Annotated in this window: 17 protein-coding genes and 1 pseudogene; 5 read left to right on the forward strand and 13 right to left on the reverse strand. The window is 70.5% G+C overall.

Annotated elements, in window-relative coordinates; translation table 11 throughout:
* Positions 1-216 precede the first annotated feature (216 nt).
* From JYK02_RS04360 to xdhC, 6 genes and pseudogenes are all read right to left on the reverse strand, one after another.
* Positions 217-1918, reverse strand: a pseudogene (locus JYK02_RS04360) (hypothetical protein).
* A 302-nt stretch (positions 1919-2220) separates the two neighbouring features.
* On the reverse strand, positions 2221-2652 hold the full coding sequence (locus tag JYK02_RS04365; protein WP_207048570.1) for a hypothetical protein: 432 nt from the start codon (positions 2650-2652) through the stop codon (positions 2221-2223).
* Positions 2653-2803: 151 nt separating this feature from the next.
* On the reverse strand, positions 2804-3925 hold the full coding sequence (locus tag JYK02_RS04370) for a methanobactin export MATE transporter MbnM (protein ID WP_207048686.1): 1122 nt from the start codon (positions 3923-3925) through the stop codon (positions 2804-2806).
* Positions 3926-3967: 42 nt separating this feature from the next.
* A complete protein-coding gene (locus JYK02_RS04375; RefSeq protein WP_207048571.1) occupies positions 3968-4834 on the reverse strand; it encodes an MbnP family copper-binding protein in 867 nt (288 codons plus the stop codon).
* Between the two features lie 84 nt (positions 4835-4918).
* On the reverse strand, positions 4919-8752 hold the full coding sequence (gene xdhB, locus JYK02_RS04380) for a xanthine dehydrogenase molybdopterin binding subunit (RefSeq protein ID WP_207048572.1): 3834 nt from the start codon (positions 8750-8752) through the stop codon (positions 4919-4921).
* Positions 8749-9579, reverse strand: a complete 831-nt coding sequence (xdhC, locus tag JYK02_RS04385) for a xanthine dehydrogenase accessory protein XdhC (RefSeq protein ID WP_207048573.1) — start codon at positions 9577-9579, stop codon at positions 8749-8751. The genes xdhB and xdhC overlap by 4 nt, the downstream gene beginning before the upstream one ends.
* A 156-nt stretch (positions 9580-9735) precedes the next feature.
* On the opposite strand from xdhC, the gene JYK02_RS04390 reads away from it, so the two are divergent.
* Positions 9736-10179 carry a DUF2383 domain-containing protein gene (locus JYK02_RS04390; RefSeq protein WP_207048574.1) on the forward strand — a complete coding sequence of 148 codons (444 nt, stop codon included), beginning with the start codon at positions 9736-9738 and terminating at the stop codon, positions 10177-10179.
* Between the two features lie 167 nt (positions 10180-10346).
* Positions 10347-11180, forward strand: a complete 834-nt coding sequence (locus JYK02_RS04395) for a hypothetical protein (RefSeq protein ID WP_207048575.1) — start codon at positions 10347-10349, stop codon at positions 11178-11180.
* A 6-nt stretch (positions 11181-11186) separates the two neighbouring features.
* Here the strand turns inward: JYK02_RS04395 and JYK02_RS04400 are convergent, their stop codons facing one another.
* The 3 genes from JYK02_RS04400 to JYK02_RS04410 form a co-directional block, all read right to left on the reverse strand.
* On the reverse strand, positions 11187-12281 hold the full coding sequence (locus tag JYK02_RS04400) for a hypothetical protein (protein ID WP_207048576.1): 1095 nt from the start codon (positions 12279-12281) through the stop codon (positions 11187-11189).
* Between the two features lie 18 nt (positions 12282-12299).
* Positions 12300-12857, reverse strand: coding sequence for a DUF2378 family protein (locus JYK02_RS04405; RefSeq protein ID WP_207048577.1), 558 nt, complete (start codon positions 12855-12857; stop codon positions 12300-12302).
* Positions 12858-12991: 134 nt separating this feature from the next.
* Entirely contained in the window at positions 12992-14881 is a 1890-nt protein-coding gene (locus JYK02_RS04410) for a M4 family metallopeptidase (RefSeq protein ID WP_207048578.1), read from the reverse strand.
* Between the two features lie 259 nt (positions 14882-15140).
* Here JYK02_RS04410 and purL point away from each other — a divergent pair, with 259 nt between their 5' ends.
* Entirely contained in the window at positions 15141-19037 is a 3897-nt protein-coding gene (purL, locus tag JYK02_RS04415) for a phosphoribosylformylglycinamidine synthase (protein ID WP_207048579.1), read from the forward strand.
* A gap of 12 nt (positions 19038-19049) precedes the next feature.
* Here purL and JYK02_RS04420 read toward each other — a convergent pair whose 3' ends face one another.
* A complete protein-coding gene (locus tag JYK02_RS04420) occupies positions 19050-20942 on the reverse strand; it encodes a glycoside hydrolase family 18 protein (RefSeq protein ID WP_207048580.1) in 1893 nt (630 codons plus the stop codon).
* 248 nt (positions 20943-21190) lie between these two features.
* Here JYK02_RS04420 and JYK02_RS04425 point away from each other — a divergent pair, with 248 nt between their 5' ends.
* Positions 21191-22423, forward strand: coding sequence for a FadR/GntR family transcriptional regulator (locus JYK02_RS04425; protein ID WP_277991225.1), 1233 nt, complete (start codon positions 21191-21193; stop codon positions 22421-22423).
* Positions 22424-22497: 74 nt separating this feature from the next.
* On the opposite strand, the gene msrB is transcribed toward JYK02_RS04425, so the two are convergent.
* Positions 22498-22920: a peptide-methionine (R)-S-oxide reductase MsrB gene (msrB, locus tag JYK02_RS04430; RefSeq protein ID WP_207048581.1), complete on the reverse strand. Its 423-nt coding sequence runs from the start codon at positions 22918-22920 to the stop codon at positions 22498-22500.
* 218 nt (positions 22921-23138) lie between these two features.
* Between msrB and JYK02_RS04435 the strand changes: the two genes are divergently transcribed.
* A complete protein-coding gene (locus JYK02_RS04435) occupies positions 23139-23558 on the forward strand; it encodes a CBS domain-containing protein (RefSeq protein WP_207048582.1) in 420 nt (139 codons plus the stop codon).
* Between the two features lie 76 nt (positions 23559-23634).
* On the opposite strand, the gene thrS is transcribed toward JYK02_RS04435, so the two are convergent.
* Together thrS and JYK02_RS04445 are read right to left on the reverse strand one after the other, a co-directional pair.
* Positions 23635-24837, reverse strand: a complete 1203-nt coding sequence (thrS, locus tag JYK02_RS04440) for a threonine--tRNA ligase (protein WP_207048583.1) — start codon at positions 24835-24837, stop codon at positions 23635-23637.
* A 254-nt stretch (positions 24838-25091) separates the two neighbouring features.
* Positions 25092-26939: an OPT/YSL family transporter gene (locus tag JYK02_RS04445; protein ID WP_207048584.1), complete on the reverse strand. Its 1848-nt coding sequence runs from the start codon at positions 26937-26939 to the stop codon at positions 25092-25094.
* Positions 26940-26956 lie beyond the last annotated feature (17 nt).

Consider the following 26956-nt stretch of genomic DNA (forward strand, 5'->3'; position numbering starts at 1 on the left):
GGAGTGATTCCGTCAGGCCCTTGATGACCGCCTCACGTGTGTACTTGCGACGTCGCCGTCCCTTGACGACTTCGGGCATCCACGCCCCAGCACCTGACTCAAGTGCTTGGAGAAAGGGCGCCAGTTCTTTCTCGAGGTCACCAGGCGTATTGCAGGCGCCATTGAACGAGAGGAGAAGGTGGTCCTCTATTCCCAACTCATGATGCTCTTGCGTGGTCATTGGAATCGGACCTCCACGCCGTGGACGCTCTCAGCAACTTCCTCCAAGGCGTTCTTCAGGATTGCCGCACCCCTTGGCTTGAAGTCGCCACCCTCGTAGATGAGGCGCACTCGACGAATTCGTGCTGGTCCTTCGAGCCCAGGTCTGCGGACGTTCACGGTTTCGCCGTAATAACGAAGAGCGGCACGCGCGTCCGCACTCATCTGGGCCGTCAAGGCCTGCTGATTGAGTTGACGCAGGTCGCGGCTCTTGAAGCTAAGGGTCTCCATGCGAGGCGGTTGTCCTGACGGTGGCTTCGTTTCGACGACCAGCACGTCCGCGAAGCGCAGGTCCGCCTTCGTCATTCCAACGTGCGTTTCAATTCGAGGCTGTTCGAAGTCCTTGAGCCACTGGCGCTGTGCGCGGGGTAGGGCCGCGTCTGCTCGGAGACGGGCGACCATGGTCCTCTCGAACATGAGGCCTCGGACGAACAGGCCGCGCAGGTCCAGGTAGCCTTCCCACTTCAGTGGCCCCTTCGCCTGCTTGCCCTGTTCCAGTTCCGCGAGCCGGGCCTCCCGGTAGCTCACGTACTCGGTCCAGAGTGGGTGGCTTTCGGCTCCCGGCGGCGCATCCCGTTCCGGCGGATGTTCCTTGAGGAAGGACACCTCGCGGGGCAGACGTGGACCCGTGGCTTCCCACTCCACCTGTGCGAGCCGCGCCTCCAGGACCTCCGGTGGCACTCCCGCGAAGTCCTTCGATAGCGCGGCGGTGCCTCCATTTCTTCCGGCGCCCGGGCGGTCACGGCTTGCCTCCGCCAGCAGGGCCTGTGCCTTCGCCGCGTTGCCTCGCGCTTCGTAGAGCGCCAGTGCTCCTGCTTCTCCCCACTCGGCCGCGAGGAGGGCTCCTTCCCGGCTCGCGCGGAGCTGGCGCAACAGTTCTCGCGTGGCATTCACGCCGAGCTGATCTTCGAGACGCTCCACCGCCGCCTTGAGGGCCTCCACGTCGAAGGCGGGCCGTTCGCGAAGGGCCCGCGCGCCTTTGCCTCCGGCGTACAGCGCCACCATGAGCGCGGCCGGTACCAGCTCTCGCGTGGCCTGTTCGTACCGGCCCTTCGTCAGCGACGCCGCGCCCTGCGCCGTTCCGGCGAGCAGATGGAAGAAGCCCATCGGGACGCCGAACGTCAGATGATCAAAGCCGCCCAGCACCACATTGCCCGGCGAGTAGTGCCCCGCCATCAGGGCCCGCTCCACCGCGTCGAGCGCTTCCTGATACGGCGGAGGCAATTGGGGCCCGCTTCTTCGTGAAGTCCACGTAGTGGGCGCCCGCGCTCACCTCGGTACTGGAGAGCGCATCCCGCCCCGCGCGGCCCAGCCCCCGCAGCACGTCGCCGGCCCGCTCCTCGCGCTCCGGATACGCCGCGACCTTCAAGCCACGGCGCAGCAGTTCCTCGCGCGCGACGGGCATGGCGCCCAGCGTCTCGCCCAACTGCTTGTCGCGGGCCAGGTGCTGAAGCAGCTCGCGCAGCTCGTCATCGAAGGTGGTGTGGAGGATGAAGAGGGCGAACACCTCGGCGCGCGGCGGGCCGTACTGCTCGACTGCCGTGACGAGGAAGGCCGCGCGCTTGCGTTGAAGGATGCTGGAGGACTTCGCGTCCAGCGGGCCCAGGGCTCCCAGCCGGACTGCATCCCAGTCGTCCAGGCCATCCACCAGCCGGGGCATGTCCACCCCTCGCTGCATGGCCACGAAGGCCGCAGGCGAGGCACAGGACAGAAAGGGCGCGAGGCGCTGCTCGCTGCGGTCCAGGTCGGGCCAGCCGGGCGGCGGTGCCTGACCGTCGCAGGCCCATTCCCTGTCTTCAGGAGCCTGCGCGGAAGCCTTCCGGGAAGCTCCCGCCCAGGGACTCCATGTGGGCCGCGACGCCGGTGTTCCGTAGCGCCACGTGCCCCCGTGGGACGGCGACGAGGCACAGCCTGCGAGCAGCAGGGCCATGCACGTCAGCACCGCCCACCGCTGCACGGAGCTCAGTCGAGCCCCTCGTAGGAGGCATACGCGGTGAGGACGCCCGACCACTGTCCCGTCCACGTGTCGTAGACCTGCACCCGCTGGCTCAGCGTCTGGTAGCGGGAGATGGTGCGCAGGCAGATGTTGCCCTCATCCAGGGTGTACCCGGTCGACTGGCAGGTCCCATCCAGGAACTGCACGACGTAGCGGCCCCCGGATTGATCAATCCCCTGCACCCCGAAGACGACCTGCGTCGTGTACGCGCTGCCCATGGAGAAGCAGGAGCCGGGTTGCAGGTACTCCCAAGCGGGCGTGTCCACGTAGCAGGCCGCGACCGCATCACCTGCGCCCAGCGACTGGATGCCTTCAGGCGCTCGGGACTCCGAGGCCCAGACAGCGGACGACAGCGACATCGCGGCGACGGCGGAGACTCCAGCAAGCAGACGGCGCATGGCACCTCTCCTGTGACGGGGAGTGAGAGGCTACCGATGGCGCCAATGGCAATCAATGCGAGGCCAATGGCAATCCGATGTCAGGGTGCAAAGTTCGCGGCTTGCTGGACGCGGGGATGTCTGTCCATGGCTCGTGCGCGGGCGCGCTCCGTCACGGCACGGTGGCGGGATCCGCGAAGCGCGGGTCGCTCAGGAACGCGGTGTCCGTGAGCGATTCCAGGAACGCGATGACGTCCGCCTTCTCGTCGGGCGTCAGCTCGAAGCCGCGCACGAAGGCGCTCTGCAGGGGGCTCGGCTTTCCTCCGTTCGCCGCCCTCGCGCGGCCTCCCGCCGCGTAGTGGTCCAGCACGTCGGAGAGCGTCGCCACGCTGCCGTCGTGCATGTACGGCGCGGTGACGGCCACGTTGCGCAGGGACGGCGCGCGGAAGCGCCCCATGTCCTCCGGCCGGACCGTGATTTCGTAGAGGCCGGTATCCCCGATGGGATACGCGCCGCGGCCGTCCTCGTTGTAGAGCCCCGTGTTGTGATACGGCAGCGCCGGCTCCGGCGTCGTCTCGTGCACGGTCGCGTCCTGGAAGTTGAAGCCGGAGTGGCAGTGGTCGCACTCCATGCGCTCGGACAGGAACAGCTGCAGGCCCCGCTTCGCCGCGGGGCTCAGCGCGTCCACGTCCTTGCCGTAGAGATAGCGGTCATACGGCGACGTGCCGGAGATGAGCGACCGCTCGAACGCCGCCAGCGCCCGCGTCAACGTGGCCAGCGACACCGGCGTGGCCTCACCCGGGAACGCCTCCGCGAAGCGGGCCGTCAGGTCCGGGTCGGCGCGCAGCCGCTCCAACAAGATGTCCTGTTGATCCGCGAACCCCAGCTCCACCGGGTCTCTTCCGAACAGCGGCACCCGTGCTTGCGCCTCCAGCGTGGTGAGCGCGGAGTTGGCCCAGGTGAGGCTGGTCGCGTACGCGACGTTCGCCAGCCCCTGCCCGTTGCGGCGGTGCGTCTGCCCCGTGCTGCCCACCGCGTGCACGCGACCGTCCGTGAAGGCCCGGGCCTGCTCGTGGCAGGAACCGCAGGACTGCGTGCCGTTCAGCGACAGGCGCTTGTCATAGAAGAGGCGCCGGCCCAACTGGACCTTCGCCTCCGACATGGGGTTGTCCTCGGGCACGCGCGGGACGGGGAAGCCCGCCGGCAGCTTCCAGTCATAGGGCGTGGGCTGCTCGGAGGGCCCGGATGGATCCGCGCAGCCCGTGGCGAGCAGCGCCACCGTCGCGAGCGCCATCCACGTCTGTCTCTGTCGTCGTGCCACGGTGGACGTCCTCTCCTACTCGGCCCGGATGAAGGCCTGCGCGGCCGGGTTCGCCGCCTGGGCACCGAAGGCCAATCCCAGGCGCTCGAAGAGTGGCGCGCAGTCCACGTCGTCGGGGAACGACATGCAGCCCGCGGACGTGTTGGGGGTGTTCACGTCCAGGTTGGAGCCCGCGAAGAGGGTGCCCAGGTCCATCACCACCTTGTTCTTCGTCACGTCGAAGCCGTCCAGTTGGAACTCCGGACGGTTGTTGTTCGCGCACCCGGCGGTGCCCTGCGTCTGGCCCGCGGGCGGCGGCGCGCAGGCCGTGCTGCCCAGGTGCATGACGTGCTCAAGCTGGCCCTGCGCCCGGCCCTCGATGCGCGTGAAGAGGAAGCCGCCCTGCCAGCTCCAGTGCAGGTTCGGGTCCTCCATGGGATTTCCGAGCGTCATGGGGTCGGCGTGGTTCATGTCCTCCGGCACGCCCAGCGTGAAGCGCAGGCCCGTGTAGTCACCCTGCGGCACGGTGCCCTTGATGGACGCGTTCATGCCCGCGGTGCCCTGCGTGCACAGGCCGTCCTTGTTCGCGAAGTCCAGCAGCACCACGCCCGAGTGCTGCCACGTGCCGTCCTCGGTCAGCGTGACAGGCACCTCCTCGCCCCCGCGCGTCACCAGCCGCACGGCGTGCACGTACACGCGGAAGTCCATGGGCTCGTAGGTCGTCCCCGTCGTCCCGACGTTCGTGTACGTCCTGCCGCACGCGAACGGCTCGCTGCCCACGCGGGCGGCGACGGGAATCTCCACCGTCACCATGGGAGGGTCCTGGGGTTCATCCTCCCCACAGCCGAGCGCGCCCACGAGGGCCAGCGGGAGGAGGAGGCGGGAGCGGAGCAGGGAGCGCATGGGGGTCATCCTTGGAAGGTGCCCCCCTGTAACGCACCGGCCGCGCGGGCATGCCGTGGCATGTTGCCGCACCCATCCGCCCCCTCACGCCACTTCGCGCGCTTCGTCCGGAACTGGAAGCCCGGCGCCCCGCGCCTTGCGCCGCTGGATGGCGAGGAACAGGGCCTCGTGCGTGGCGGGCGAGGGCAGCCCCACGTCGCCGCCCGGGCTTCCGAAGGCGGCCACCGCGTCGCGCAGCGCCTCGCGCACGGACAGGGCCAGCATCAGCGGCGGCTCGCCCACGGCCTTGCTGCCGTGGATGACGCCCTTCTGCTCCGCGCGCTCCATGAGCGTCACGCGCAGGTCGATGGGCGCGTCGCTGAACGCGGGCACCGCGTAGGTGCTGGCGGAGTGCGTGAGCAGCCGCCCCGTCGCGTCCCACTTCAGCTCCTCGCCGGTGAGCCAGCCCAGGCCCTGCACGAAGCCGCCCTCCACCTGGCCCCGGTCCACGCCGGGGTTGAGCGAGTCGCCCACGTCCTCCAGCAGGTCCGAGCGCAGCACGCGCTTCATGCCCGTGTCGCCGTCCACCTCCACCTCGCTCACGGCCGCGCCGTAGGCGAAGTAGAGGAACGGCTTGCCCCGCCCCACGCTCCGGTCGTAGCCGATGCCCGGCGTGCGGTAGTAGCCGGTGACGGACAGGCCCACGCGGTCGCGGTAGGCCTCCTCCACCACGGACTCGAAGGGCAGCCCCTGGTCCGGCCGCGACGCCGCCGCGATGCGGCCGTCCTCGAACACCAGCGCGTCCGGAGACACCGCCTGGCCGTGCAGCTGCACCAGCATGCGCGCGGCCACCGGGGCCAGCCGCTCGCGCACCTGGATGCAGGCCTCGCGCACCGCCGCGCCGTTGAGGTCCGACCCGCTGGAGGCCGCCGTCGCGGACGTGTTGGGCACCTTGTCCGTGGCCGTCTGCGCCACGCGTACCCTGTCCGCCGGCAGGCCCAGCTCGCGCATGGCCACGCCTTGAATCTTGGTGTGCAGGCCCTGGCCCATCTCCGTGCCGCCGTGCGACAGCAGCACGGAGCCGTCGCGGTACACGTGCACCAGCGCGCCCGCCTGGTTGAGGAAGGTGGCGGTGAAGGAGATGCCGAACTTCATGGGCGTGATGGCGAGGCCGCGCTTGATGCGGGGGCTGGACGCGTTGAAGGCGTCCACCTGCGCGCGGCGCTTCGCGAAGTCGGACGACTCCAGCAGGTCATTCCACAGCCTGGGCAGCCGGTTGTCCTCCAGCTCCTGGCCGTAGTGCGTGGTGTTGGTGTCGCCCACGCCGTCGTAGAGGTTGCGCTGGCGCACGGCCTCCGGCGCCAGGCCCAGCGCGGCCGCGATGCGGGCCAGGATGTCCTCCATCACCAGCATGCCCTGCGGTCCGCCGAAGCCGCGGAAGGCGGTGTTGGAGACCAGGTGCGTCTTCGCCACGCGGCCGGAGTAGCGCACCGCCGGCACGTAGTAGCCGTTGTCCAGGTGGAAGAGGGCGCGGTCGGTGATGGACTCGGAGAGGTCCAGGGACCAGCCGCCGTTGGACGTGAGGTCCGCCTTGAGCGCGAGCAGCCGGCCCGTCGCGTCGAAGCCCACCTCCCAGGCCGCGTGGAACGGGTGGCGCTTGCCGGTGACGACCATGTCCACGTCCCGGTCCAGCATCCACTTCACCGGCCGGCCCGTGTGCACCGCCGCCAGCGCCACCAGCGCGGCGGGCGCGTTGCCCTGCGTCTCCTTGCCACCGAAGCCGCCGCCCATGCGCGGGGCCTTCACCACCACGCGGCTTCTGGGCAGGTGCAGCACGTGGGAGATGATGGCCTGCACCTCGGACGGGTGCTGCGTGGAGGACGTCACCGTGACGTCGCCGTCCTCGCCCACCTCCGCGAAGGCCGCGTGCGTCTCCAGGTAGAAGTGCTCCTGGCCGCCCATGGTGAGTTCGCCCGCGAGCCGGTTCGGGCTGGACGCGAGCGCGCTGTCCACGTCGCCCCGGCGGATGACGTGCGGGTCGGTATGGAAGCTCTGCTGCTTCAGGGCCTCGTCCAGCGTGAGCACCGCGGGCAGGGGCTCGTAGTCCACGGCCACGTGGCGGGCGCCCTCGCGGCAGGCCTCGGGCGTCTCGCCCACGACGAGCGCCACCACCTGCCCGTGGAAGAGGACCTCGTCCTTCGCGAGCAGCGGCTCGTCGTGGCGGATGGGGCCCGTGTCGTTCATGCCCGGGATGTCCTCCGCGAGCAGCACCTTCACCACGCCGGGCACCTTCTGTGCGGCGCTGGCGTCGCGGCGGAGGATGCGTGCGTGCGCGTGCGGCGACAGCACCGGCCACACCGTCAGCATGGGGCGGCGCTGCGCGAGGTCGTCCACGTACTGCGCGCTGCCCGTCACGTGGCCCAGCGCGCTCTCATGGCGCAGCTCGCGGCCCGCCTCCGCCGTGACCGCGGGAGCGCCCGGGGCGAAGTGGGGGCGGCCGTCCAGCACGGGGCTGCGCGCGCCGGACGCGAACTTCTCCAGGAGCGACACCACCAGCCCGCGCCGGTAGTCCGCGCTGCCGCGCAGGTCGGTGAGCGGCGTGAACTCGCGCTCCAGCGTGGCGCGCACGCGGGCCACGGCCTCCGCGTTCCACGGGTGGCCCAGGAGCAGGGCTTCCGTCTGCTTCGCGCGCGCCGGGGTGGCCGCGACGCCGCCGTAGCCCAGCCGCGCGGTGCGCACGAGCCCCAGCGAATCCGTCTCGATGCAGAAGCCCGCGGCGACGATGCTGATGTCCAGCTCGCGGCGCTTGGACACCTTGAAGCTGTCCGAGTGGCGCGTGAGCCCGCTGTCCTTCCCCGGCGCGTGGGGGATGACGACGAAGCGGACCACCTCGTCCGGCTGGAGCGCCGTCTTGCGGTACGCGAGGAAGAAGTCCGGCAGCGCCACCGTCCGCTCGCCGCGCACGGACGCGAGCACCAGCCGCGCGTCCAGCGCCAGCAGCACCGGCGCCGTGTCTCCAATGGGAGACGCCGTCACCAGGTTGCCCGCGAGCGTGGCGCGGTGGCGGATCTGCCGCGAGGCGAAGACGTTGAGCATCTTCGCCAGCTCCGGCACCTCGTGGCCCAGCGCGTCCTCCACGTCCACCAGCGACGCGGCGCCGCCCACGTACCAGCCGTCCTCCTCGCGGCGGATGGCGCGCAGGGCCTCCACGCCTTCGGTGGAGATGAGGAACGGATAGCGGCGGGACTTCTTGGTGATGTCCACGCCCAGCTCCGTGGCGCCGGCCACGAGCATCGCCTCCGGGTGCAGGGCGCGCAGCGCGAGCAGGTCCTCCCAGGTGGTGGGGCGCAGGAACAGGCCGTCGCGGGCCTCGTAGCGCAGGGGCGGGGTGGGGGAGGGCGGGCCCTCCAGTGAGACGCTGGGGAGGCCGGGGCCGTCACCCTTCGCGTCGCGCGTGGCGAGCGCGTCCATCATCGCATCGCGGATGGGGCGGTAGCCGGTGCAGCGGCAGATGTTGCCGCAGAGCTGATCCGCGATGGCCTCCGGCGAGCCCGCGTCCTTGCGACAGTAGGCCTCCACCATGGAGACGACGAAGCCCGGCGTGCAGAAGCCGCACTGCGAGCCGTAGTGCTTCACCATCGCCTGCTGCACGGGGTGGGGCGCATTGCGGCTGCCCACGCCCTCCACGGTGACGAGCTCGCGGCCGGCCACCATGGGGAGCAGCGCGATGCAGCTGTTGAACGCGCGCAGGGTCTTCTGGCCGTTCACGTCCTGGTCCACCATCGCCACGGTGCACGCGCCGCAGTCGCCCTCGGCGCAGCCCTGCTTCGTGCCGGTGAGGCCGCGCGCGCGCAGGTGGTCCAGCAGGGTGGTGTTGGGCGACGCGTCTTCGACCTGGACGGTCTGTCCGTTGAGCCGGAACTCGAAGGGGGTGCTCATTCCTCGGAGGATAGCAGGGGCGCGGGCTGTGACTGAGCGCCTGCCTCCTGGGCCAGTCCCGGGGCCAGCCCATGGTGGAGCTGGAGCAGCCCGGCGGCGATGCTCACGGCCACCTCCTGCGGTGACTTTCCACCGATGGGCAGCCCCATGGGGCACTGGACGCGGCCCACCTGCCGGGCGGGCATCCCCTTCGCCTCCAGCCGCTGCCGGAAGCGGGCCCACTTCGTATCGCTGCCGATGAGGCCGATGTAACGGGCCGGCTTCTGGATGGCGAAGGCGATGATGTCCTGATCCACGTCGTGCCGGTGCGTCATCACCGCCACGTAGGTGCGCGCGTCATCCCAGGCCGCGCGCGACGCGAAGTCGTCCCAGGGCTCCTCGTGGCGGACCACGGAGGCGGGCACCAGTGGGGACTGGACCCACTCGGCGCGCTCGTCCACCAGGTGCACGCGGAACGGGGTGCCCTCCAGGATGCGGCACAGCGCCTGGCCCACGTGGCCGGCGCCAAAGAGGTACAACTGGGGCCCGTGGTTGACGGGCTCGACGAAGACGTCCACGACCCCTCCACAGCACTGGCCCAGCTTCGCGCCCAGGGGATAGCGGAACGTGCGCGCCTCCCCTTGGGCCAGACAGGCGCGGGCGTCCTGGAGGACCAGCTGCTCCAGGTGGCCGCCGCCGATGGTGCCGTGGAAGGAGCCGTCCGCGCGCACCAGCAGCTTCGCGCCGGGGGGCGCGGGCGTGCTGCCCTTGCACTCCGTCACCGTCACGACGGCGAACGGCGTGTCCTCCCGCGCCCACTCCGCCAGCTGGTGAACCCAGTTCCACATGCCACCAGGGAGTCTGCCACGACCGCCGTCACGGCGGCGCCCTTCCGGACGCCTGCCCAGCAGGCAAGGGGAGGTGCACCTGTTGTCGCGTCGGGAAGGGACACCACCTTCTACGCCAGACGATTTCCATCCATCCGAAACCCAGGAGATGACGTCATGGCCAATGCCGCCGCCGAACTCGAGACGCTGAACTCCTTCCTGCGCGGTGAAATCTCCGCCGTGGAGACCTACCGGCTCGCCTCGAAGCACATCGAGACCGAGGTCGCTCGGACGGAGGTGGAGGCCTGCCTCCACGACCACGAGAAGCGCGTGGAGGCGCTCAAGGAGCGCATCGAGAAGCTGGGAGGTGAGCCCGCGAAGGGCTCCGGCCCGTGGGGCCTCTTCGCCAAGGCCGTCCAGGCCGGCGCGGACCTGCTGGGCGAAAAGCGCGCCATCGACGCGCTGGAGGAGGGCGAGGACCACGGCCTGAAGGACTACACGCGGGACGTGGACAAGCTCCACGGCGAGGCGCGCACCTTCGTGCGTCAGCAGCTCCTGCCGTCGCAGAAGCAGACGCACGCGCGGCTCAGCGCACTCAAGAAGAACCCCACCCTGCACTGAGCGTAGGGGTTGCGCAGTGCCGGACATCCCAAGACGCCCATTCCTGGCTTCAGGGAGGGGCGCCTTGTGGTGCATCGCACGTCCCCGCATCCAGGTCTGGAGGCGACAGGAGGCGTGCGATATTCGGAAGGACGCATCTTCCACCGGCGAAAGAGGGTGAAGCGCGCATGAGGCGGGAGCACACGGCGCCGGGACCGCACGGGCCCGGCACCGACACCGAGGACGGGGAGACACCGTCTCCGCGTACGAGCGGCGTGCGCGCCGAAGCCTCCGGCCTGCCCTCCATCCCCTCGCCGACGACCGCGGACACCAGCTACGCCGCGGGCGCCCTGGGCACCGGTCTGGAGGTCCTCTTCACCACCTCCGAGCGCGCCCTCCAGTGGGCCTGGCGCGTGCTCCAGCTGGCGCGAAGCGTGGTGGACCCCACGCCGAAAGGCGACGCCTTCGTCCGCGAGGCCCGAGCGTGCGTGGTGGACTTCCTGGACCACATCCCGCCGCACGTGCGCCGCAGCGTGGAGGAGGTGCTCGTCTTCTGCAATCTCTGGCAGGCCGTGGGCGTGCGCCTGCGCCGCCGGGGGGACTTCCCCATGGGCGACGACGTGGCGTGGCGCCAGCTCTGCGAGGACGTGGAGCTGTTGCAGCGCGCCGCCCAGGCCCGGCTGGGCACCGCCGCCGCGCTGGAGCAGGGGCTGCTCAAGGACCTGGGCCACCTGCGCGCGCTGGCCCTGTCCTGCGGTGACTGCGCCAACGAAGTCACCGTGGGCATGGAGGTGTTCACCCGCTGCATCGCGGAGCTGATGGCGGTCTCCAGCGCCGTGCGCCGCGCGTGGGAGGCCGCCGCCGGAGAGCTGGCCGAGTCCTCCGCGTGGCTGCGCGCGGGCGACCCGGCCTTCAGCGCGTGGCTGGCGGAGCACCTGGTCGCCTCCGAGCCCGCGTGGGAGCGCACCCAGAAGATCGCTCGCTGGCTGCGCGACGTGGGCGCCTTCGCGGGCCAGCTCTGACGGCGCTCAGGGCTCGACGAGGATGCGGTGCCGGTGCAGCTCCAGGAGGATGTCCGGATCCAGGTCCGCCTGCTTGTGGTCGCGCAGGTGCTGGCGCACGGCCTCCACGGGCTTCTGGCCGGTGAACTCCACCAGCAGCGCGTAGGCCTCGCCGGGCAGCGCCACCGCGTCGTATTCGCTGTACGAGCCCAGCGCGACGCTGCCGTCCGGCAGCCACTTCACCGTCGCGTCCGGGTTGAAGCGCAGCACGCGCGGCAGCGTGGGCGCGGTGGCCTGCGTGTAGAGCTTCTCCAGCACCTTCTGCTCGATGGTGCCGTCCAGCCCCAGCATCCGCTCCAGCCCGTCCCGGTCCACGGCCTTCACCGCGTCGAAGCACGCGCGGTAGAAGTCCTTCTCCATCCCGGCGTACCCCTTCCAGAGCGCGGCGTACACCTTCGCCGGGGGCGCCGCGTCGTCCAGGTCCTCCACGGACAAGGGGGCGGTGGCCACCTCCGCCTTGTCGCGCCCGTCCAGGAGGAACTCCGGCATGAGCTGGAGCAGCGCGTGGCGCGACAGCTGGAACTCCGCCAGCGTCAGGTACGTCTTGAGCGACATCCAGAAGCGCTGGCCGTCCTTGCCCGCCACGTACTTGCAGAAGAACGTGGAGCAGACCGACTCGCGGTACGCCCAGATGGTGCAGCCGCCGGACTCCAGCGCGTAGTACGGGCAGCGCAGCGACGACGCCCGGCCGAAGAACTGGTGCGCGTTCTTGTACAGGTGGTTGAACTTCGCCGGCGGCTTCACCCACTGCGGGCTCACGCCGATGCGGCTGTCAATCTTCGCCTCGATGCGCCGGCGCCCCTCCGCCATCTGCGGCGAGTCATCCGACAGGAGCGCGCCCACGAGGTAGTTGGGCAGCCGGGGCTGGTACGTGCAGCACTTCGTGTCCGGCCGGAACAGGTGCTCCGCCCCGTCCACCGACTCCACCGTGGCCCGCGCGGAGGCGCGGCTCATGGCGCAGTTGGAGCAGGTGGCCTTCGTCTCCGTGGGCGCGTCCTTCTGGAAGAAGGCCGGGAAGAGGTCCTGGTAGAGGGCGGGCAGCGTCGAAAGGATGGAGGCCATGGGGGCGGGCTTTGAGGCTCAGGAAGCGCGGTCGCTCCACTCCAGGTGGTAGGTGGCGGACTCGGGCGAGTGACGGGTGCGGTGCAGGGTGAACTTCTGCATGCCGACGCGCAACATCCCTTCTTCCAGCACGCCGTCCACGAAGCCCTCCAGCGCCTGCGGCTCGTTGAACCAGAGGTCCGCCTGGGACGGGCCCAGCACGGTGAGGCGCGTCTCCGTGTAGTTGTTGCCGCTGCGGAAGTTGTGCTGCATCCGCTCCAGCGAGCGCATGGGCCCCACCACGCGGGCCAGCGTGAGGACGGCGCCGCCCACCAGCGTCTGCGCGTAGCCCTCCACCATGCGCCGGCCCAGGAGGCGCCGGCCCTGCTCCACCGGCTGATCCGGGTGGAGCGTGCGGGCCGTGTCCTCCAGGCAGTCCACCCAGACGGCGAACGGGTAGGCGGCGAGCAGCGGGGCGTGGAGGTTCATCCCCCGGGCGCGCAGCCGGTCCACCAGCTCGGGCGTCAGGGAGGGCGCCAGTGCCTTGCGATACAGGCTGTCCACGCTGCTGCTGAAGATGACGCGCTCGTCCCTCATGGCCCTCTGCCCTTGCCGGGGGCCCGAAGCGGCCCCGGGCGCGCATTCTTCGCCCAGGGCCCCGGAGGAGGCCAGCCCCCTGGTGCCCACCCTCACCGCGGGTACGCGCGGCGCAGGGCAGGCAGCCGGGTGCGTCAGTAGTGCACGGACAGGCTCACGCCGCTGTAGGCGCTGAAGCCCCGGAGCAGAATCCACTGGCGGCCAGCGGTGGCCTGCGCGCCCAGGTTGCACGTCTCGCTGTTGCCTCCCAGGTAGGGGCGGCAGTTGTACGCGGTCGTCGTGGGCGCGGCGCCAAAGCGCGTGTAGAGGTCCACGTCCCCGGTGCCGCTGGTGGTGGACACCGTGGAGGCCGTGTTCGCCGGCACGTCGAAGCAGAAGTACTGCTGCGACCCGGCCGCGCCGGAGAGCAGCGACACCGTGGTGTTGTTGGGCAGCAGGGTGCAGGTGGGAGGCGGCGTCGCCACGCCCACGCCCACCGCTTCCCACGCCGCGTCCACCGCGTTCTGGGTGGCGGTGGGGTAGCCCAGGATGGCCGCCGCCTGCCGCGTCGCCGTCTTCGCCGCGGCCAGCGTGGTGCTGGAGGTGAAGAGGTTGGCGTTGGCGTAATAGAAAATCTTGGCCGCGGCCTGCACGCCGATGGCCGGCACGTTCACGGTCGACTTGCCGCGCGGGTGCACGCCGCCGGTGGACAGCAGCTTGAACGCCAGGTTGGGCACGCCGGAGCCGTAGTGGACGTCCGTGGTGCCCGTCACGTCCGGGGCCCAGTCCAGGGACGCGCCATCCAGCGCGGGGTCGTTCATGTAGCGCAGCGCATCCCCGGGCGTGCTCGGCGTCCAGGCCGTCTCACCCAGCTGCCAGACGGACGCGGCGGTGCTCCAGGTGCCGGTGGCCCAGCTGGTACAGGTGGCGGCGAAGATGTCCGACAGGGACTCGTTCAGCGCGCCGGACTGGCCGCTGTAGATGAGGTCGGACGTGCTGTCCGTGACGGCGTGCGTGTACTCGTGCACGACGATGTCCGGGTCCCCGCACGGCGGCCCGAACTGGGGCAGGCTGCCGTCGCCGCACACCAGGGCCGTGCCATCGAAGTACGCGTTCGCGTAGTTGGTGCCGTAGTGCACCCGCGCCAGCAGCTGGCCTCCCGCGTTGTTGTACGAGTCGCGGCCGAAGTTCTGCTGGAAGCAATCGTAGAAGAGGCCCAGGTTGTCGTACGTCTTGTCGATGCCCGTGTCGCCCGTGGGCAACTGGCCCTCCAGCCGGCACCAGCCGTTGGTCGCGCCGCCCACCGAGCAGACCTTGCGGTTGCGCGCGGTATGGATTTCCGGCGTGCGCAGCACCTCGTGGCCGTCCGCCGCGCTCACGTAGACGCGGTCGCGCAGCGGCAGGCCGTCCTCGTGCCGGCCGGACACCACCACCTCGAAGGCGCGGACCAGGGCCGCTTCCGGCGCCGGGCGGACGAACACCTCCCGGACCGACTCCGCGATGCCGCCCGCGGACGCCGCCAGCGCCGCCTCGCTCGCGGCCTCGGGACTGATGCGGGCGGGGGCGGGTACGGGCTCGCCGTCGCGCGCGCTGCTGTTCACCGCGTAGACCCGGCCCTGCGCATCCAGGTGGAGGATGAGCTCCTCGTTCACCACCGGCAGGCCGTCCTTCGTCTGCCCATAGCGCAGGTGCGTGTGGCCCAGCTCATCCCGCTGGATGCGCTGGGGCACCACGTCCTTCGCCGTCAGCCGGAAGGCGGGCAGCACGCGCAGCAGGGTGGGCTCCACGAGCGCGTGCGCCTGCCAGGCGCTGGCACCGGGGATGGGCCGGCCCGCGCTCCCCAGCTCGCCCTGGAGGAACCCGGGAACGCCGTCCTCGTGCACTCCCAGCACCTGCGCGCCAGGCAACGCGCCCAGCGCCGCCTTCAGGTCGCCCGGGCGGGCCTCGGCCGGAGCGGCCGGCACGTCCGCGTCGGGACCTTCCGCGCCACAGGCGGACAGCGTGAACGTCAGGCCGGCGAGGAGCCAGCGTGTCTTGCGCGTCATGAAGATGCCCCCAGTGTGACAAAACGAGAATTTGAAGCCTGGCGAGCAAAGCATGGAGCCCTGATTGTCAGGTGAATTCTTGAATGACTGGGAGTGTTGAGAGGGAGGCCGGGGACGGAGGGGGGCACACGTCGGCGGCGGTTTACCCACCTGGGTGCTGTGCGGGCGTCCGGGCATGAACTCCGGCCGTTGTGACGCGGGGCGCGGTGATAAGGACGGCCCCGCTGTTACCTCCCGTCACCCGTTCGCAAGGACCTTCATGCTCACGCTGCGCGGGGCTCCGGCCCTCTCCGAATTCAGGCTCGCCAAGCTGCTCGTCCGTTGCCGGGAGCGGGTGCCGACGGTGGCCACCCTCTACTCGGAGTTCGTGCACTTCGTGGACGCGTCCGCGCCGCTGACGCAGGACGAGGCGGAGCGGCTGGGGCGCCTGCTGGAGTACGGCCCCCACACGGCGAAGCGCGAGCGCACCGGCACGCTGCTCCTGGTGGTGCCGCGTCCCGGCACGGTGTCGCCCTGGGCCTCCAAGGCAACGGACATCGCGCACCACTGCGGCCTTACGCAGGTGCGCCGCATGGAGCGCGGCATCGCGTTCTTCCTCACCGGCCCCGGCGGCCGGCCGCTGGACGCCAACGAGGCGGAAGGCGTGCAGGCGGTGCTGCATGACCGCATGACGCAGGCGGTGCTGCCCCGGCTGGAGGACGCGGAGGTCCTCTTCCGCACGGACGCTCCCCGGCCGCTCACGCGCGTGGATGTGCTGGGCGGGGGCCGCGCGGCCCTGGTGCGCGCCAACGGCGAGCTGGGCCTGGCGCTGGCGGAGGACGAAATCGACTACCTGGTGGAGCGCTTCACGGAGCTGAAGCGCAACCCCACCGACGTCGAGTTGATGATGTTCGCGCAGGCCAACAGCGAGCACTGCCGCCATAAAATCTTCAACGCGTCGTGGACGGTGGATGGCAAGCCGCGCGAGCGCTCGCTGTTCCAGGCCATCAAGAACACCTTCGCCCAGAGCCCGGGCGGCGTGCTGTCCGCGTACAAGGACAACGCCGCCGTCATCGAGGGCTTCGAGGTGGAGCGCTTCTTCCCGCAGGGCGAGGCGCGCGAGTGGGGCACCGTGCGCGAGCCGGCCCACATCATGATGAAGGTGGAGACGCACAACCATCCCACCGCCATCTCCCCGTACCCGGGCGCGGCCACGGGCGCGGGCGGTGAAATCCGCGACGAGGGCGCCACCGGGCGCGGGGCGAAGCCGAAGGCGGGGCTCACGGGCTTCTCCGTCAGCCACCTGCGCCTGCCGGACTTCGCGCGCCCGTGGGAGGCACCCTACGGCAAGCCGGACCGCATCGTGTCCGCGCTGGACATCATGGTGGACGGTCCGCTGGGCGGCGCGGCGTTCAACAACGAGTTCGGCCGGCCCAACCTCACCGGCTACTTCCGCAGCTTCGAGCAGCAGGTGCCCACGCCCGACGGCGTGGAGGTGCGCGGCTACCACAAGCCCATCATGCTGGCGGGCGGCCTGGGCAACATCCGCGCGGACCACGTGAAGAAGGCCCCGCTGCGCGCGGGCGACAAGCTCATCGTGCTGGGCGGCCCGGCGATGCTCATTGGCCTGGGCGGCGGCGCGGCGTCGTCCATGGCGCAGGGCGCGAGCGCGGCGGATTTGGACTTCGCCTCCGTGCAGCGTGACAACGCGGAGATGGAGCGCCGCTGCCAGGAGGTCATCGACCAGTGCTGGATGCTGGGCGACCGGAACCCCGTGCGCTCCATCCACGACGTGGGCGCGGGCGGTCTGTCCAACGCGCTGCCGGAGCTGGCGCACGACAACGAGCTGGGCGGCCGGCTGGAGCTGCGCGAGGTGCCCAACGACGAGCCGGGCATGTCCCCCGTCGAAATCTGGTGCAACGAGGCGCAGGAGCGCTACGTGCTGGGCGTGGCGCCGGAGGACCTGCCGCGCTTCGCCGCGCTGTGCGAGCGCGAGCGCGCCCCCTTCGCCGTCCTGGGCGAGGCCACCGCGGAGCAGGTCCTCACGCTCACGGACCGGACGCTGGGGGAGACCCCCATCGCGCTGCCCATGGACGTCCTCTTCGGCAAGGCGCCGCGCATGCACCGCGAGGGCGTGTCGCGCCCCCTGAAGCACGCCCCGCTGAGCGCCCCGTCGGACCTGAAGGCCGTGGCGCACGCGGTGCTGTCGCACCCGACGGTGGCGGACAAGTCGTTCCTCATCACCATTGGCGACCGCACCGTGGGCGGCCACACCGCGCGCGACCAGATGGTGGGCCCGTGGCAGGTGCCGGTGGCGGACTGCGCGGTGACGGTGTCCTCGCTGATGTCCGACACGGGCGAGGCGATGGCGCTGGGCGAGCGCACACCGGTGGCGCTGGTGGACGCGGCGGCCTCCGCGCGCATGGCGGTGGGCGAGGCGCTCACCAACCTGGCGGCGGCGCGCATCGCGAAGCTGTCGGACGTGAAGCTGTCCGCGAACTGGATGGCGGCGGCGGGCAGCCCGGGTGAGGACGCGAACCTCTACGCGGCGGTGCACGCGGTGGGCATGGAGCTGTGCCCCGCGCTGGGCATCGCCATCCCGGTGGGCAAGGACTCCATGTCCATGCGCACGCAGTGGCAGGAGGATGGCCAGAAGAAGGCGGTGACGGCGCCCCTGTCGCTCATCATCACCGCGTTCGCGCCGGTGCTGGACGCGCGCGTCACGCTGACGCCGCAGCCGGTGGACGTGGCCGGGGACACGCGCCTGTTGCTGCTGGACGTGGCGAAGGGCCGGCAGCGGCTGGCGGCCTCCGTGCTGGCGCAGGTGCAGCAGCAGGTGGGCCCGGAGTGCCCGGACGTGGACGATCCGGCGGCGCTGAAGGGCTTCTTCAGCGCGGTGCAGGAACTCCACGCGGCGGGCGTGCTGCTCGCGTACCACGACCGCTCCGACGGCGGCCTGTGGGCCACGCTCGCGGAGATGGCCTTCGCGGGCCACTGCGGCCTGGACGTGGACCTGTCCCCGCTGGGCGCTGACGCCGTGGCTGCCCTCTTCAACGAGGAGCTGGGCGCGGTGGTGCAGGTGCGCGCGGCCGACGTGGCGCGCGTGCGGGAGGTCCTCGCCCGCCACGGCCTGGGCGCGCACGTCCACGAGCTGGGCCGGCCCACGCCCGCGCAGGTGGTGCGTGTGCGGCACGGCGGCCGGGAGCTGCTCGCGGAGGAGACGGTGGCGCTCAAGCGCACCTGGTCCCGCGTGAGCTACGAAATCCAGAAGCTGCGCGACAACCCCACCTGCGCGGAGGAGGAGTACGCCGCCAAATGCGACGCGCAGGATCCGGGGCTGTCGCCGGTGCTGACGTTCGATCCGAAGGTGGACGTGGCGGCGCCGTACATCGCGAAGGGGGCCCGGCCCCGCGTGGCGGTGTTGCGCGAGCAGGGTGTCAACAGCCAGCAGGAGATGGCGGCGGCGTTCACCCGCGCGGGCTTCACCGCGGTGGACGTGCACATGAGCGACCTGTTGTCGGGCCGCGTGTCGCTGAAGGACTTCCACGGCGTGATGGCGTGCGGCGGCTTCAGCTACGGCGACGTGCTGGGCGCGGGTGGCGGGTGGGCCAAGTCCATCCTCTTCAATTCACGCACGCGGGACGCCTTCGCGGAGTTCTTCGCGCGGCCGGACAGCTTCGGCCTGGGGGCGTGCAACGGCTGCCAGATGTTCGCGCAGCTGCGTGAGCTCATCCCCGGCGCGGACGGATGGCCGCGCTTCGTGCGCAACGCGTCCGAGCAGTTCGAGGCCCGCCTGGGCACGGTGGAGATCTCCCCGTCGCCGTCCCTCTTCTACAAGGGCATGGAGGGCAGCCGCATGCTCATCGTCGTATCGCACGGCGAGGGGCGGGCGGAGTTCCCCACTGCGGAGGCCGCCGCGCGCTTCAACGCCTCCGGGCTGGTGACGACGCGCTGGGTGGACAACCGGGGCCAGGTGGCGGCGAAGTACCCGGCCAACCCCAACGGCTCGCCGCACGGCATCGCGGGGCTCACCACGAAGGACGGGCGCTTCACCATCACCATGCCGCACCCGGAGCGCGTGCACCGCACCGTGCAGCACTCCTGGCACCCGGCGGAGTGGGGCGAGGACGGCCCCTGGATGCGCATGTTCCGCAACGCCCGCGTCACCCTGGGCTGACGCGCTCCAGCGTCAGCGCAGGAAGGCGTCCCGCACGGCGTCCAGCAACGGGTTGGCACCGGTCTGTGGATCGGTGCAACCCTGGTTGAGCGTCCAGATGATGGTGCCGCCGTAGCCCTCCTGCTTCACGAATGCGCCCTTGGCGGCGATGGCCTGCGGGCTGTCGTAGGAGATCCACGTCACCGAGCCGTCCTCCACGAGCTTGTCCGGAGCGAACGTCACGTAGCTGGCCTGGGCCTTCTCGTCCCACTGGTACTTCCCCTGCTTCGAGTAGCGGAGGATCTTCTTGTAGGTGAACGAGTTGTCCCCGCCCACGTAGTCGGACCAGTTCGTGAACGGCTGGTAGGGGCCGGTGATGTGGCGCCACGCGAGGCCGTAGAAGGGGATGCCGATGCCCAGCTTCGCCTTGGGGATGCCCGCCTTCACCCACAGCTCCAGGCTGGACGCGATGGACGTGGGGTGCAGCCCCTGTTCACCCCGGAGCGCGGACGTGTGCCAGGACTTCCATCCGTCCCACGCGCCAATCATCTCGTAGGACATCAGGTTCATCTGGTCGAAGTACGTCGCCAGCTCCGAGAACCAGGGATCGGCGTCCGCGGGGAAGTTGGTGTTGATCCAGTGGAGGGGGAAGGTGAGGAGCATCTTCGGCCGCGCCTCGCGCAGCGCCTTCACCAGGGCCAGCAGCTTGGGCCGGTCCTCCTTCTCCACGGGCTCCCAGTCCAGGTCCAACCCGTCGTAGCCGAAGTCATCCATGGCCTTGAGCAGCGAGCGGACGAACTTCGCGCGGTTCGCGTCGGACGCCGCGCCCACCCAGCCGTCGTGCTCACCGGAGCCGCCCACCATGATGAGAGCCTTGCGTCCAGCAGCGTGCGCGCGCTTCGACAACGTGCGGGCAATCTCCGGCCCCCAGTCGTTGTCGAACTTCGTGCTCAGCGTGCCATCCGCCTTCGGTGTGACGCGGCCCACGAGGATGTGAGTGAGCGCGCTGAAGTCCACCTTCTCTGGCGGATAGTCGTCCGCGTTCCAGCCCGTGTAGTAGCCCGACACCCACTTGCCGCTCTGCCCCGGGTGCCCGCCCGCGGCAAGGGATGCGCCCACCACCACGCTGGCCTCGGCCACCTGGCTCGGATCCGCCTTGCTGCGAGCCATCACCCGGTACGTGCCCGGCTTGCGGGGCGCGGTGTAGACGCCGGTCGCGTTGATGGTGCCCCGCTCGTTGCCGGGCTCGACGCTCCACGTCACCGCCGGGTCCTTGCTGTTCGTCACCGTGGCGCGGAAGGCATGCGTGGCGCCCGGAGCCAGGAAGACGGCAGGCGTCTCCAACGTGATGGCCACCGGCCGCGGCCCCTGTTCGATACCGATGTCATCGAAGAAGAGAGGCGGCAGCGTCCTGCCGCTGTCCTCCTGGAGCCACAGGCCGGTGATGCGCGTGCGGCCTTCGGGCAGCAGCTTCGCCATGGGCACTCGGCACGTCGTCCACTTGCTGGCGGGGATGGCGCCACCCACGCAGGTGGAGCCCAGGGGCACGCCCACGGGCTGCTCGGAACCAATGACGACGCGCGCGCGCACCGCCGCGTTCGCACCGTCCTTCCCGCCGTGCACCTTCAGCACCAGCGTGTCCTCCGGTGCCACGTCGAAGCCCGGGTGCCCGAAATACAGCGCCTCCCACGGCCCCAGCGTCACGGAGATGGCGTGGCTGCCCGAGGCCCCTGGGACAGTGGCGCCCATCGCGTGCGCGCCCGCCCACGTCAGGTCCTCCCAGGGCGAGACCAGCCGGTCCTGGTAGAGCCACGTCACTGAAGGCTGCGCGGCCGGCGTGGCCTTCGAGGGGGAAGCCCCCTGAGAAACACCTCCCAACAGGAGCGAGATGAGCAGTACCCGGAGTCCGGCCGGAGGTCGTCGCATGGTCTCCCATCCTCACAGAGGAAGGGGAGACGCGTCCTGCATCAAGAGGCCATCGGGTGCTGGCGCGGATGGACAGGCAGGGCCACTCACGGACAGGGTCCCTCTGCCGGGCGCGATGTCCGCGAACTGGTCCGACAGTCGGACCAGTTCGCGGCGCCCGGCTCCCGGGGCCGCGCTGCCCTGGCGAGTGCCGAGGACAGTGGGCCCTCGCCGCCAATGTCAGACCCGTCTGGTTGGATGGGCGAAGCATGGGCGGGGAGGGGATTCAGATGGTGCGGGTGGGGCTGGTGGCGTACGTGGAGGCGCAGATCGAGCAGGACATCTTGCTGCGGCGACTGCCTGGGAACGGGCGGTTGGCCTCGGAGCGGATGATGGCTCGCTGGTATGGGGTGAGCCGGGGCACGGTGCGTGAGGCCTTGCGACAGCTGGCCGCGAGGGGACTGGTGGTGCTGCGCTCCGGGCGCCAGGCGCGTGTGGTGGCGCTGGACGAGGCGCTGACGCTGGAGAACCTGGGCCTGGCGTTGCATGACGCGCGCTCCGAGGAGTGCCGGCGGCTGCTGGAGGGCTTCTTCAGCCTCAAGCGTCAGGTGCTGGTGGAGCTCTTGGCCGACTGCTGCGCGAAGGCCTCCGAGTCGGAGGTGGACCAGTTGACGTCCGTCTGTTACGCGCTCTTGGATGCGGCGCGCTGGTACCCCGGAGAGCGCTGCGCCCAGCTGGAGTTCGAGTTGTTGCGGCTGGCGGCCCAGGTGGCTGTACGTCCCGGGCACCTGCTCCTCATCCAGTCGCTACAACGGGCCTTCAGAGGCATTGCGGCGCGGTTGCTGCCTTTCATGGGTGGCGAAGCCCTGGGACAGTGGGCCCGGTGCGCGATGCATGCCCTGAACGAGCGCGACATGCAGACGCTTCAGCACCAGCTGCCGGTGTTGCTGAAGGCGTGTGATGCGCGGGTACTCGACCAGTTCGCCCCGCGATCTCAGGTGCATGTATCTCCCGAGGCCTCTGACGCCCAGGAATGCCTCCCCGAGGCCCCTTCCTCAGCGACCGCGTCGGACGATGCCTGTCTTGAGACGGGCGGCACAGGAGCTCCGGTGTCAGTCCCCGAGCAGGGTGAGGCTCCTGTGGCACCTTCCTGCGTTGAGTCGCGTGGCCCCGCCGACTCCGGCTGCGCCACCGTGCAGATCGATGCGCGAGAGGCACGCTCTTTCGTTGGTGCGTGTGAACCCGAGTGCATCGCGCCGGCGGCTGAGGAGACCGGGCTGCTCGGAGTTGCCGCTGGCTCCCATGGGCAGGCCCTTCCCGTGGCGTCGGACAGTGGGGTGCTGAGCGTTCCATCCGCTCTGGGGGCCGACTCCCGCGGACAAACCCGCGGGGCGGTGTGCGATGAGGGTGAATCGCTTGAGCGCGCTCGGAACCCCCTGGGCCGATGGGCGGTGCGCCTCTGGCGCTTCCTTGCCCATTCCCTGGGGCTTCCTGCTTCGTGAGCGTCGGTTGTCCTTGCCCGCCTTCTTACGGCGGGCCTGGCTCCGGATGGGGCAGCGAACTCCTGGGTGACGGCTCAGGCCCGGACCAGTTCGATGGGGCTGCCTTCGGGGATGTGCTTCATCGCCACGGAGTTCATGCAGTAGCGCAGCCCCGTGGGCGGCGGGCCGTCCGGGAAGACGTGGCCCAGGTGGCCGTCGCAGCGCGCGCAGCGGACCTCGGTGCGGATCATTCCGTGCGACACGTCGCGGATCTCCGTCACGGAGTCCTCCGACAGGGTCTGGGTGAAGGACGGCCAACCGGTGCCGGACTCGAACTTCGTGCCGGACTTGAACAGCGGGTTGTTGCAGCCCGCGCACACGTAGGTGCCCGGCGTCTTGGTGCCGAGGAAGCAGCCCGTTCCCGGGTACTCGGTGCCGTGCTGACGCAGCACCTGGAACTCCTCGGGGGTGAGGCGCTTGCGCCACTCTTCGTTGGAAAGATTGAGCTTGTCCGCCATGGGTCCTCCTCCACGTTTCGGGCCCTGAAGCCCGGAGCACGGCCTTGGATGCACCGTCGGCCTTTGCGTCGCACCCTATACCAGGGAGGCAGGCAGGGCCTTGTCTCCCCGGAGGCATGCCTCGCGTCCCGGCGGGCCTTCACGCATGCGGCGAAGGGAGCGGTGCGCCAGTTGTACTTCCCCGGGGCGTCGCGCCCGTCACCAGAGGAGGCCTGACGATGCGGATTTCGGAACTGATGACCCGGGACGTGAAGACCATCGACGCGGATGAATGTCTGCGCTCCGCCGCCGAGCGGCTGGAGTCTTCCAGCCTGGGCGCGTTGCCTGTCGTGGATCGGGGCCGGCTGGTGGGCCTGCTCACCGACTCGGAGCTCTCCCTGTGCTCCACCGTCCATGGGCACGACCCCGATGTCACCACCGTGCGCGAGGCGATGTCCGCGCCGCTCGTCACCTGTCCGGAGGATGCACCGCTGGAGGCCGGTGAGCGCCTGATGGAAGAGCACCACGTGAGCCGGCTGGTCGTCGTGGACGCCGAGCAGCACGCGGTGGGCCTCCTGCGCCTGGACGACGTCGCCTCCGAGCCGCTCACGCTGCTGCGGCCCGGCGAGCCGCTGGAATACCTGAGCCTCTACTCCTGAAGCTCCAAGGAGAGGGCCCGGCGCTCCTTTCGCAAACGCGAACGGAGCACCGGGCCGGTGTCTCTTGTCCGGACGCTCAGCCCGCCACGGCTGGCTGGCACGCGGCTGACAGCCAGCCCACGGCGTCATCCCAGGGCAGGTCGCGCTGCGAGCCGTCGCGCTGCCGCAGGCGGACTCCCTTCGACTCCACCTCCCGGCCTCCCACCACCGCCAGGAACGGCACTCCGTCCTCGTGCGAGCCCAGGACCTTCTTCGATAGGGACTCGTCCCGCACGTCCGCTCGCGCCCGGCAGCCGGCCAGCCGCAGCCGCGCCGCCAGCGCCTCCGCGTACGCGGCGGCCCCCGCTCCCACGGAGGCCACCACCACCTGCTCCGGCGCGAGCCACGCGGGCAGCGCGCCCCCATGGTGCTCCAGCAACATGCCGATGAAGCGCTCCAGGCTGCCGAACAGCGCGCGGTGAAGCATCACCGGGCGCAGGCGCTCTCCGGACGCGCCGACGTAGTGCAGGTCGAAGCGCTCCGGCAACACCAGGTCCAGCTGGATCGTCCCGCACTGCCAGGCCCGGCCCAGTCGGTCCTTCAGCACGAACTCCAACTTGGGCCCGTAGAAGGCACCCTGGCCCGGCTGGTCCTCGTACACCAGACCCGCCTGCTTCGCCGCGGACTGGAGCCACGCCTCCGCCTGGTCCCACAGCACGTCACTGCCGGCCCGCATCGCCGGACGGCTGGAGAAGGCCACCTGCACGTCGTCGAAGCCGAAGCCCGCGTAGAACGCCTTGAGCGACCGCACGAAGCGGACCACCTCCGCCTCCACCTGCTCCGCCGCGCAGAAGATGTGGCCGTCGTCCTGCGTGAACTGCCGCAGGCGGAACAGCCCGTGCAGCGCGCCGCTGGGCTCGCTGCGGTGCACCAGCCCGAACTCCCCCAGCCGCAGGGGCAGGTCGCGGTGGCTGGGCGCCATGCGCTGCACCAGTTGGATGTGGCCAGGGCAGCTCACCGGCTTCAACGCCAGGTGCCGGTCGCCTTCCTCCATGCAGAACATGTTCTCGCGGAAGTTCTCCCAGTGGCCGCTCTGCTCCCACAGCGGCTGGGAGCACAGCTGCGGCGTACGGACTTCTCGGTAGCCCTCTTCGCGCATGCGGGCGCGGACGTGGTCCTCCAGGAGGCGGTACAGCATCAGTCCGCGCGGGTGCCAGAACACCATGCCCGGCGCCTCCTCCTGCAGGTGGAAGAGGTCCAGACGCTGGCCCAGCGCGCGGTGGTCGTGTTCATCAAGCATGGTCGTCTCCGTGTGTCGGTCGGGATGAAGCAGCCGGGGCCGGACACGGGGCGTGTGAGGTTGCACGGTCGCCCCGGCCGGACTTCGGCGGGGCGGGAAACCGTGCGCTCGTCAGGCCACCGACACGCGCACCGAACCCACGCCCGCCGAAGCGGTGGTGGTCTGGGTCGCGGTGGTGGTGATGACGAGGCTCACGCGACAACAAGTGCTCCCGAGCGCACGGAAAGTCAAGTCGTGCGCCGGGGCAGGGTGCTTCAGCCCAACAGGGACACCAGGCCGGCGAGGCCCACGAAGAGGTAGAAGAGCGACTCGCCCGCGATGAGGCCGCCGCCCACCAGCGACATGGTGCTCATGTCCTCGGGCAGCACCGCTTCGCCGGGCGCGGGCTCGCGCTTGAAGCGCTTGGAGACGGTGTTGAAGACGGACGTGAGGACGCCGCCCACGCCGAACCAGAGCGCCGCGGGCAGCGCGATGAAGCCGCCGAATGCGTACGCGTAGGGGCTCGCCAGCACCAGCGAGTCCATGGCCCAGCCCACGCCGAACCCCGTCCGCGAGCCCTGCACGAAGCGCAGGTAGGCGGGATTGCGGCGGACCCCCTTGCGGATGACCTCCAGCGTGAAGCCGATGCCCAGGCCCACGAGCAGCGCCGTCACCTTGTGCGCGGACAGCGTGCCCAGGTCGCGGATGGCGCCCACGAACTTGTACGTCATCGCGGAGCTCCACTGCGCCACCTTCACGTCCGGGTGGTCCAGCTGGTTCACGGACAGCACGGGGTAGGCGCCCATGAACACCCGCGCCAGCACCACGCACAGCACCGCGCCCATGAAGATGCCCAGCACCTGGTAGCGGAACTGCACCACGCGGTTGGTGCCCAGGCGCCATCCGGTGGAGCGGTCCTGCTGCATGTCGCAGCCCACCGACGTGGAGATGAGCAGGATGGAGGACGCCATCAGCCCCACCAGCGGATCCTTCAGGCCCAGCAGCGACATCAGCAGCACCGACATCACGAAGGCGCTGGAGATGGGGTTGTTGTCGCTGATGCCGTAGGCGATGCCGTTGATGAGCACGAACAGGAGCGACAGCGCGAGCCCGAAGAGGATGAAGCCCGCGGGCTGGTGCAGCACCTGCGTGGCCACCACCACCACGGCCGCGCCCCAGCCCACCACCCAGGCGATGAGCCGGGGCACGTTGACCTTCTTCCACGCGGGCTCGGTGTCGGCCGGCGCCTGCGCCCGGCCCCGGATGCGGTCCACCGCCTGCACCGCGAGCAGCGCCAGGTCCACCAGCGCCGCGCCGCAGATCATCGCCAGCGACACCAGGAAGCCAATCTTCCGGTAGGGGTCATTCGGGCCCAGCCACCCGATGCCCTGCAGATACGGGGTGAGCGCGTAGCCGATGAGGCCCATCAGCATGGCGGGCACGGTGATGCGGCTGCCCACCACCATGCCGGCGCCCACCGTGGAGCTGCTCACGCTCAGCGCGGCGATGGAGGCCGCCTTCTCCGTGAGCCACGCGGCCAGGATGCCCAGGCCGGTGCCGCCGCCCAGCTTCGCGATGGAGGCCTTGAGCAGGCGCTTGTCCGTGAGCGCTCGCAGGATGTTGGCCACCGCGTAGCCGGACGGGTAGTCCAGCTGGAGTCGGTCCACGAGCAGCGGCGTGTAGAGCATGCCCACGCCCACGCCGAACATGCCCACGCAGCCGACGAAGAGCATCAGCTGCCACGCGGGCGGCTGGGGCATGCCCAGCCACACCATGGATTGGATCAGCACGGACATGGCGCACAGCGAGGCCACGGACGCGGCCATCGTCTGCATGTAGTTGGCGCCGTGCTTTCCCTCCGCGCCGTAGCCGTAGGTGACGACGCTGCCGAGGATGCCGGAGAGCACCTGGCTGGCGACGAAGAAGCCCAGGCTGAAGTTCATGTACGACGCGGCCACGCCGCCCAGCGGGCCCAGGAAGAGGATGGCCACCGACGCGAGCAGCAGGTGGTACTTCCACGTGCCCACCGCAGGCAGGAAGCGGAAGCGCGGCGTGACGTCCTCGGGCACGGAGGACAGGGGGGCGGAAGGCTCCGGCGGGAGCGGCTCGGCGGGGTGGGCCATGGGTGCGCGGGAGGGTA

Source organism: Corallococcus macrosporus (assembly GCF_017302985.1).
Lineage (GTDB): Bacteria > Myxococcota > Myxococcia > Myxococcales > Myxococcaceae > Corallococcus > Corallococcus macrosporus_A.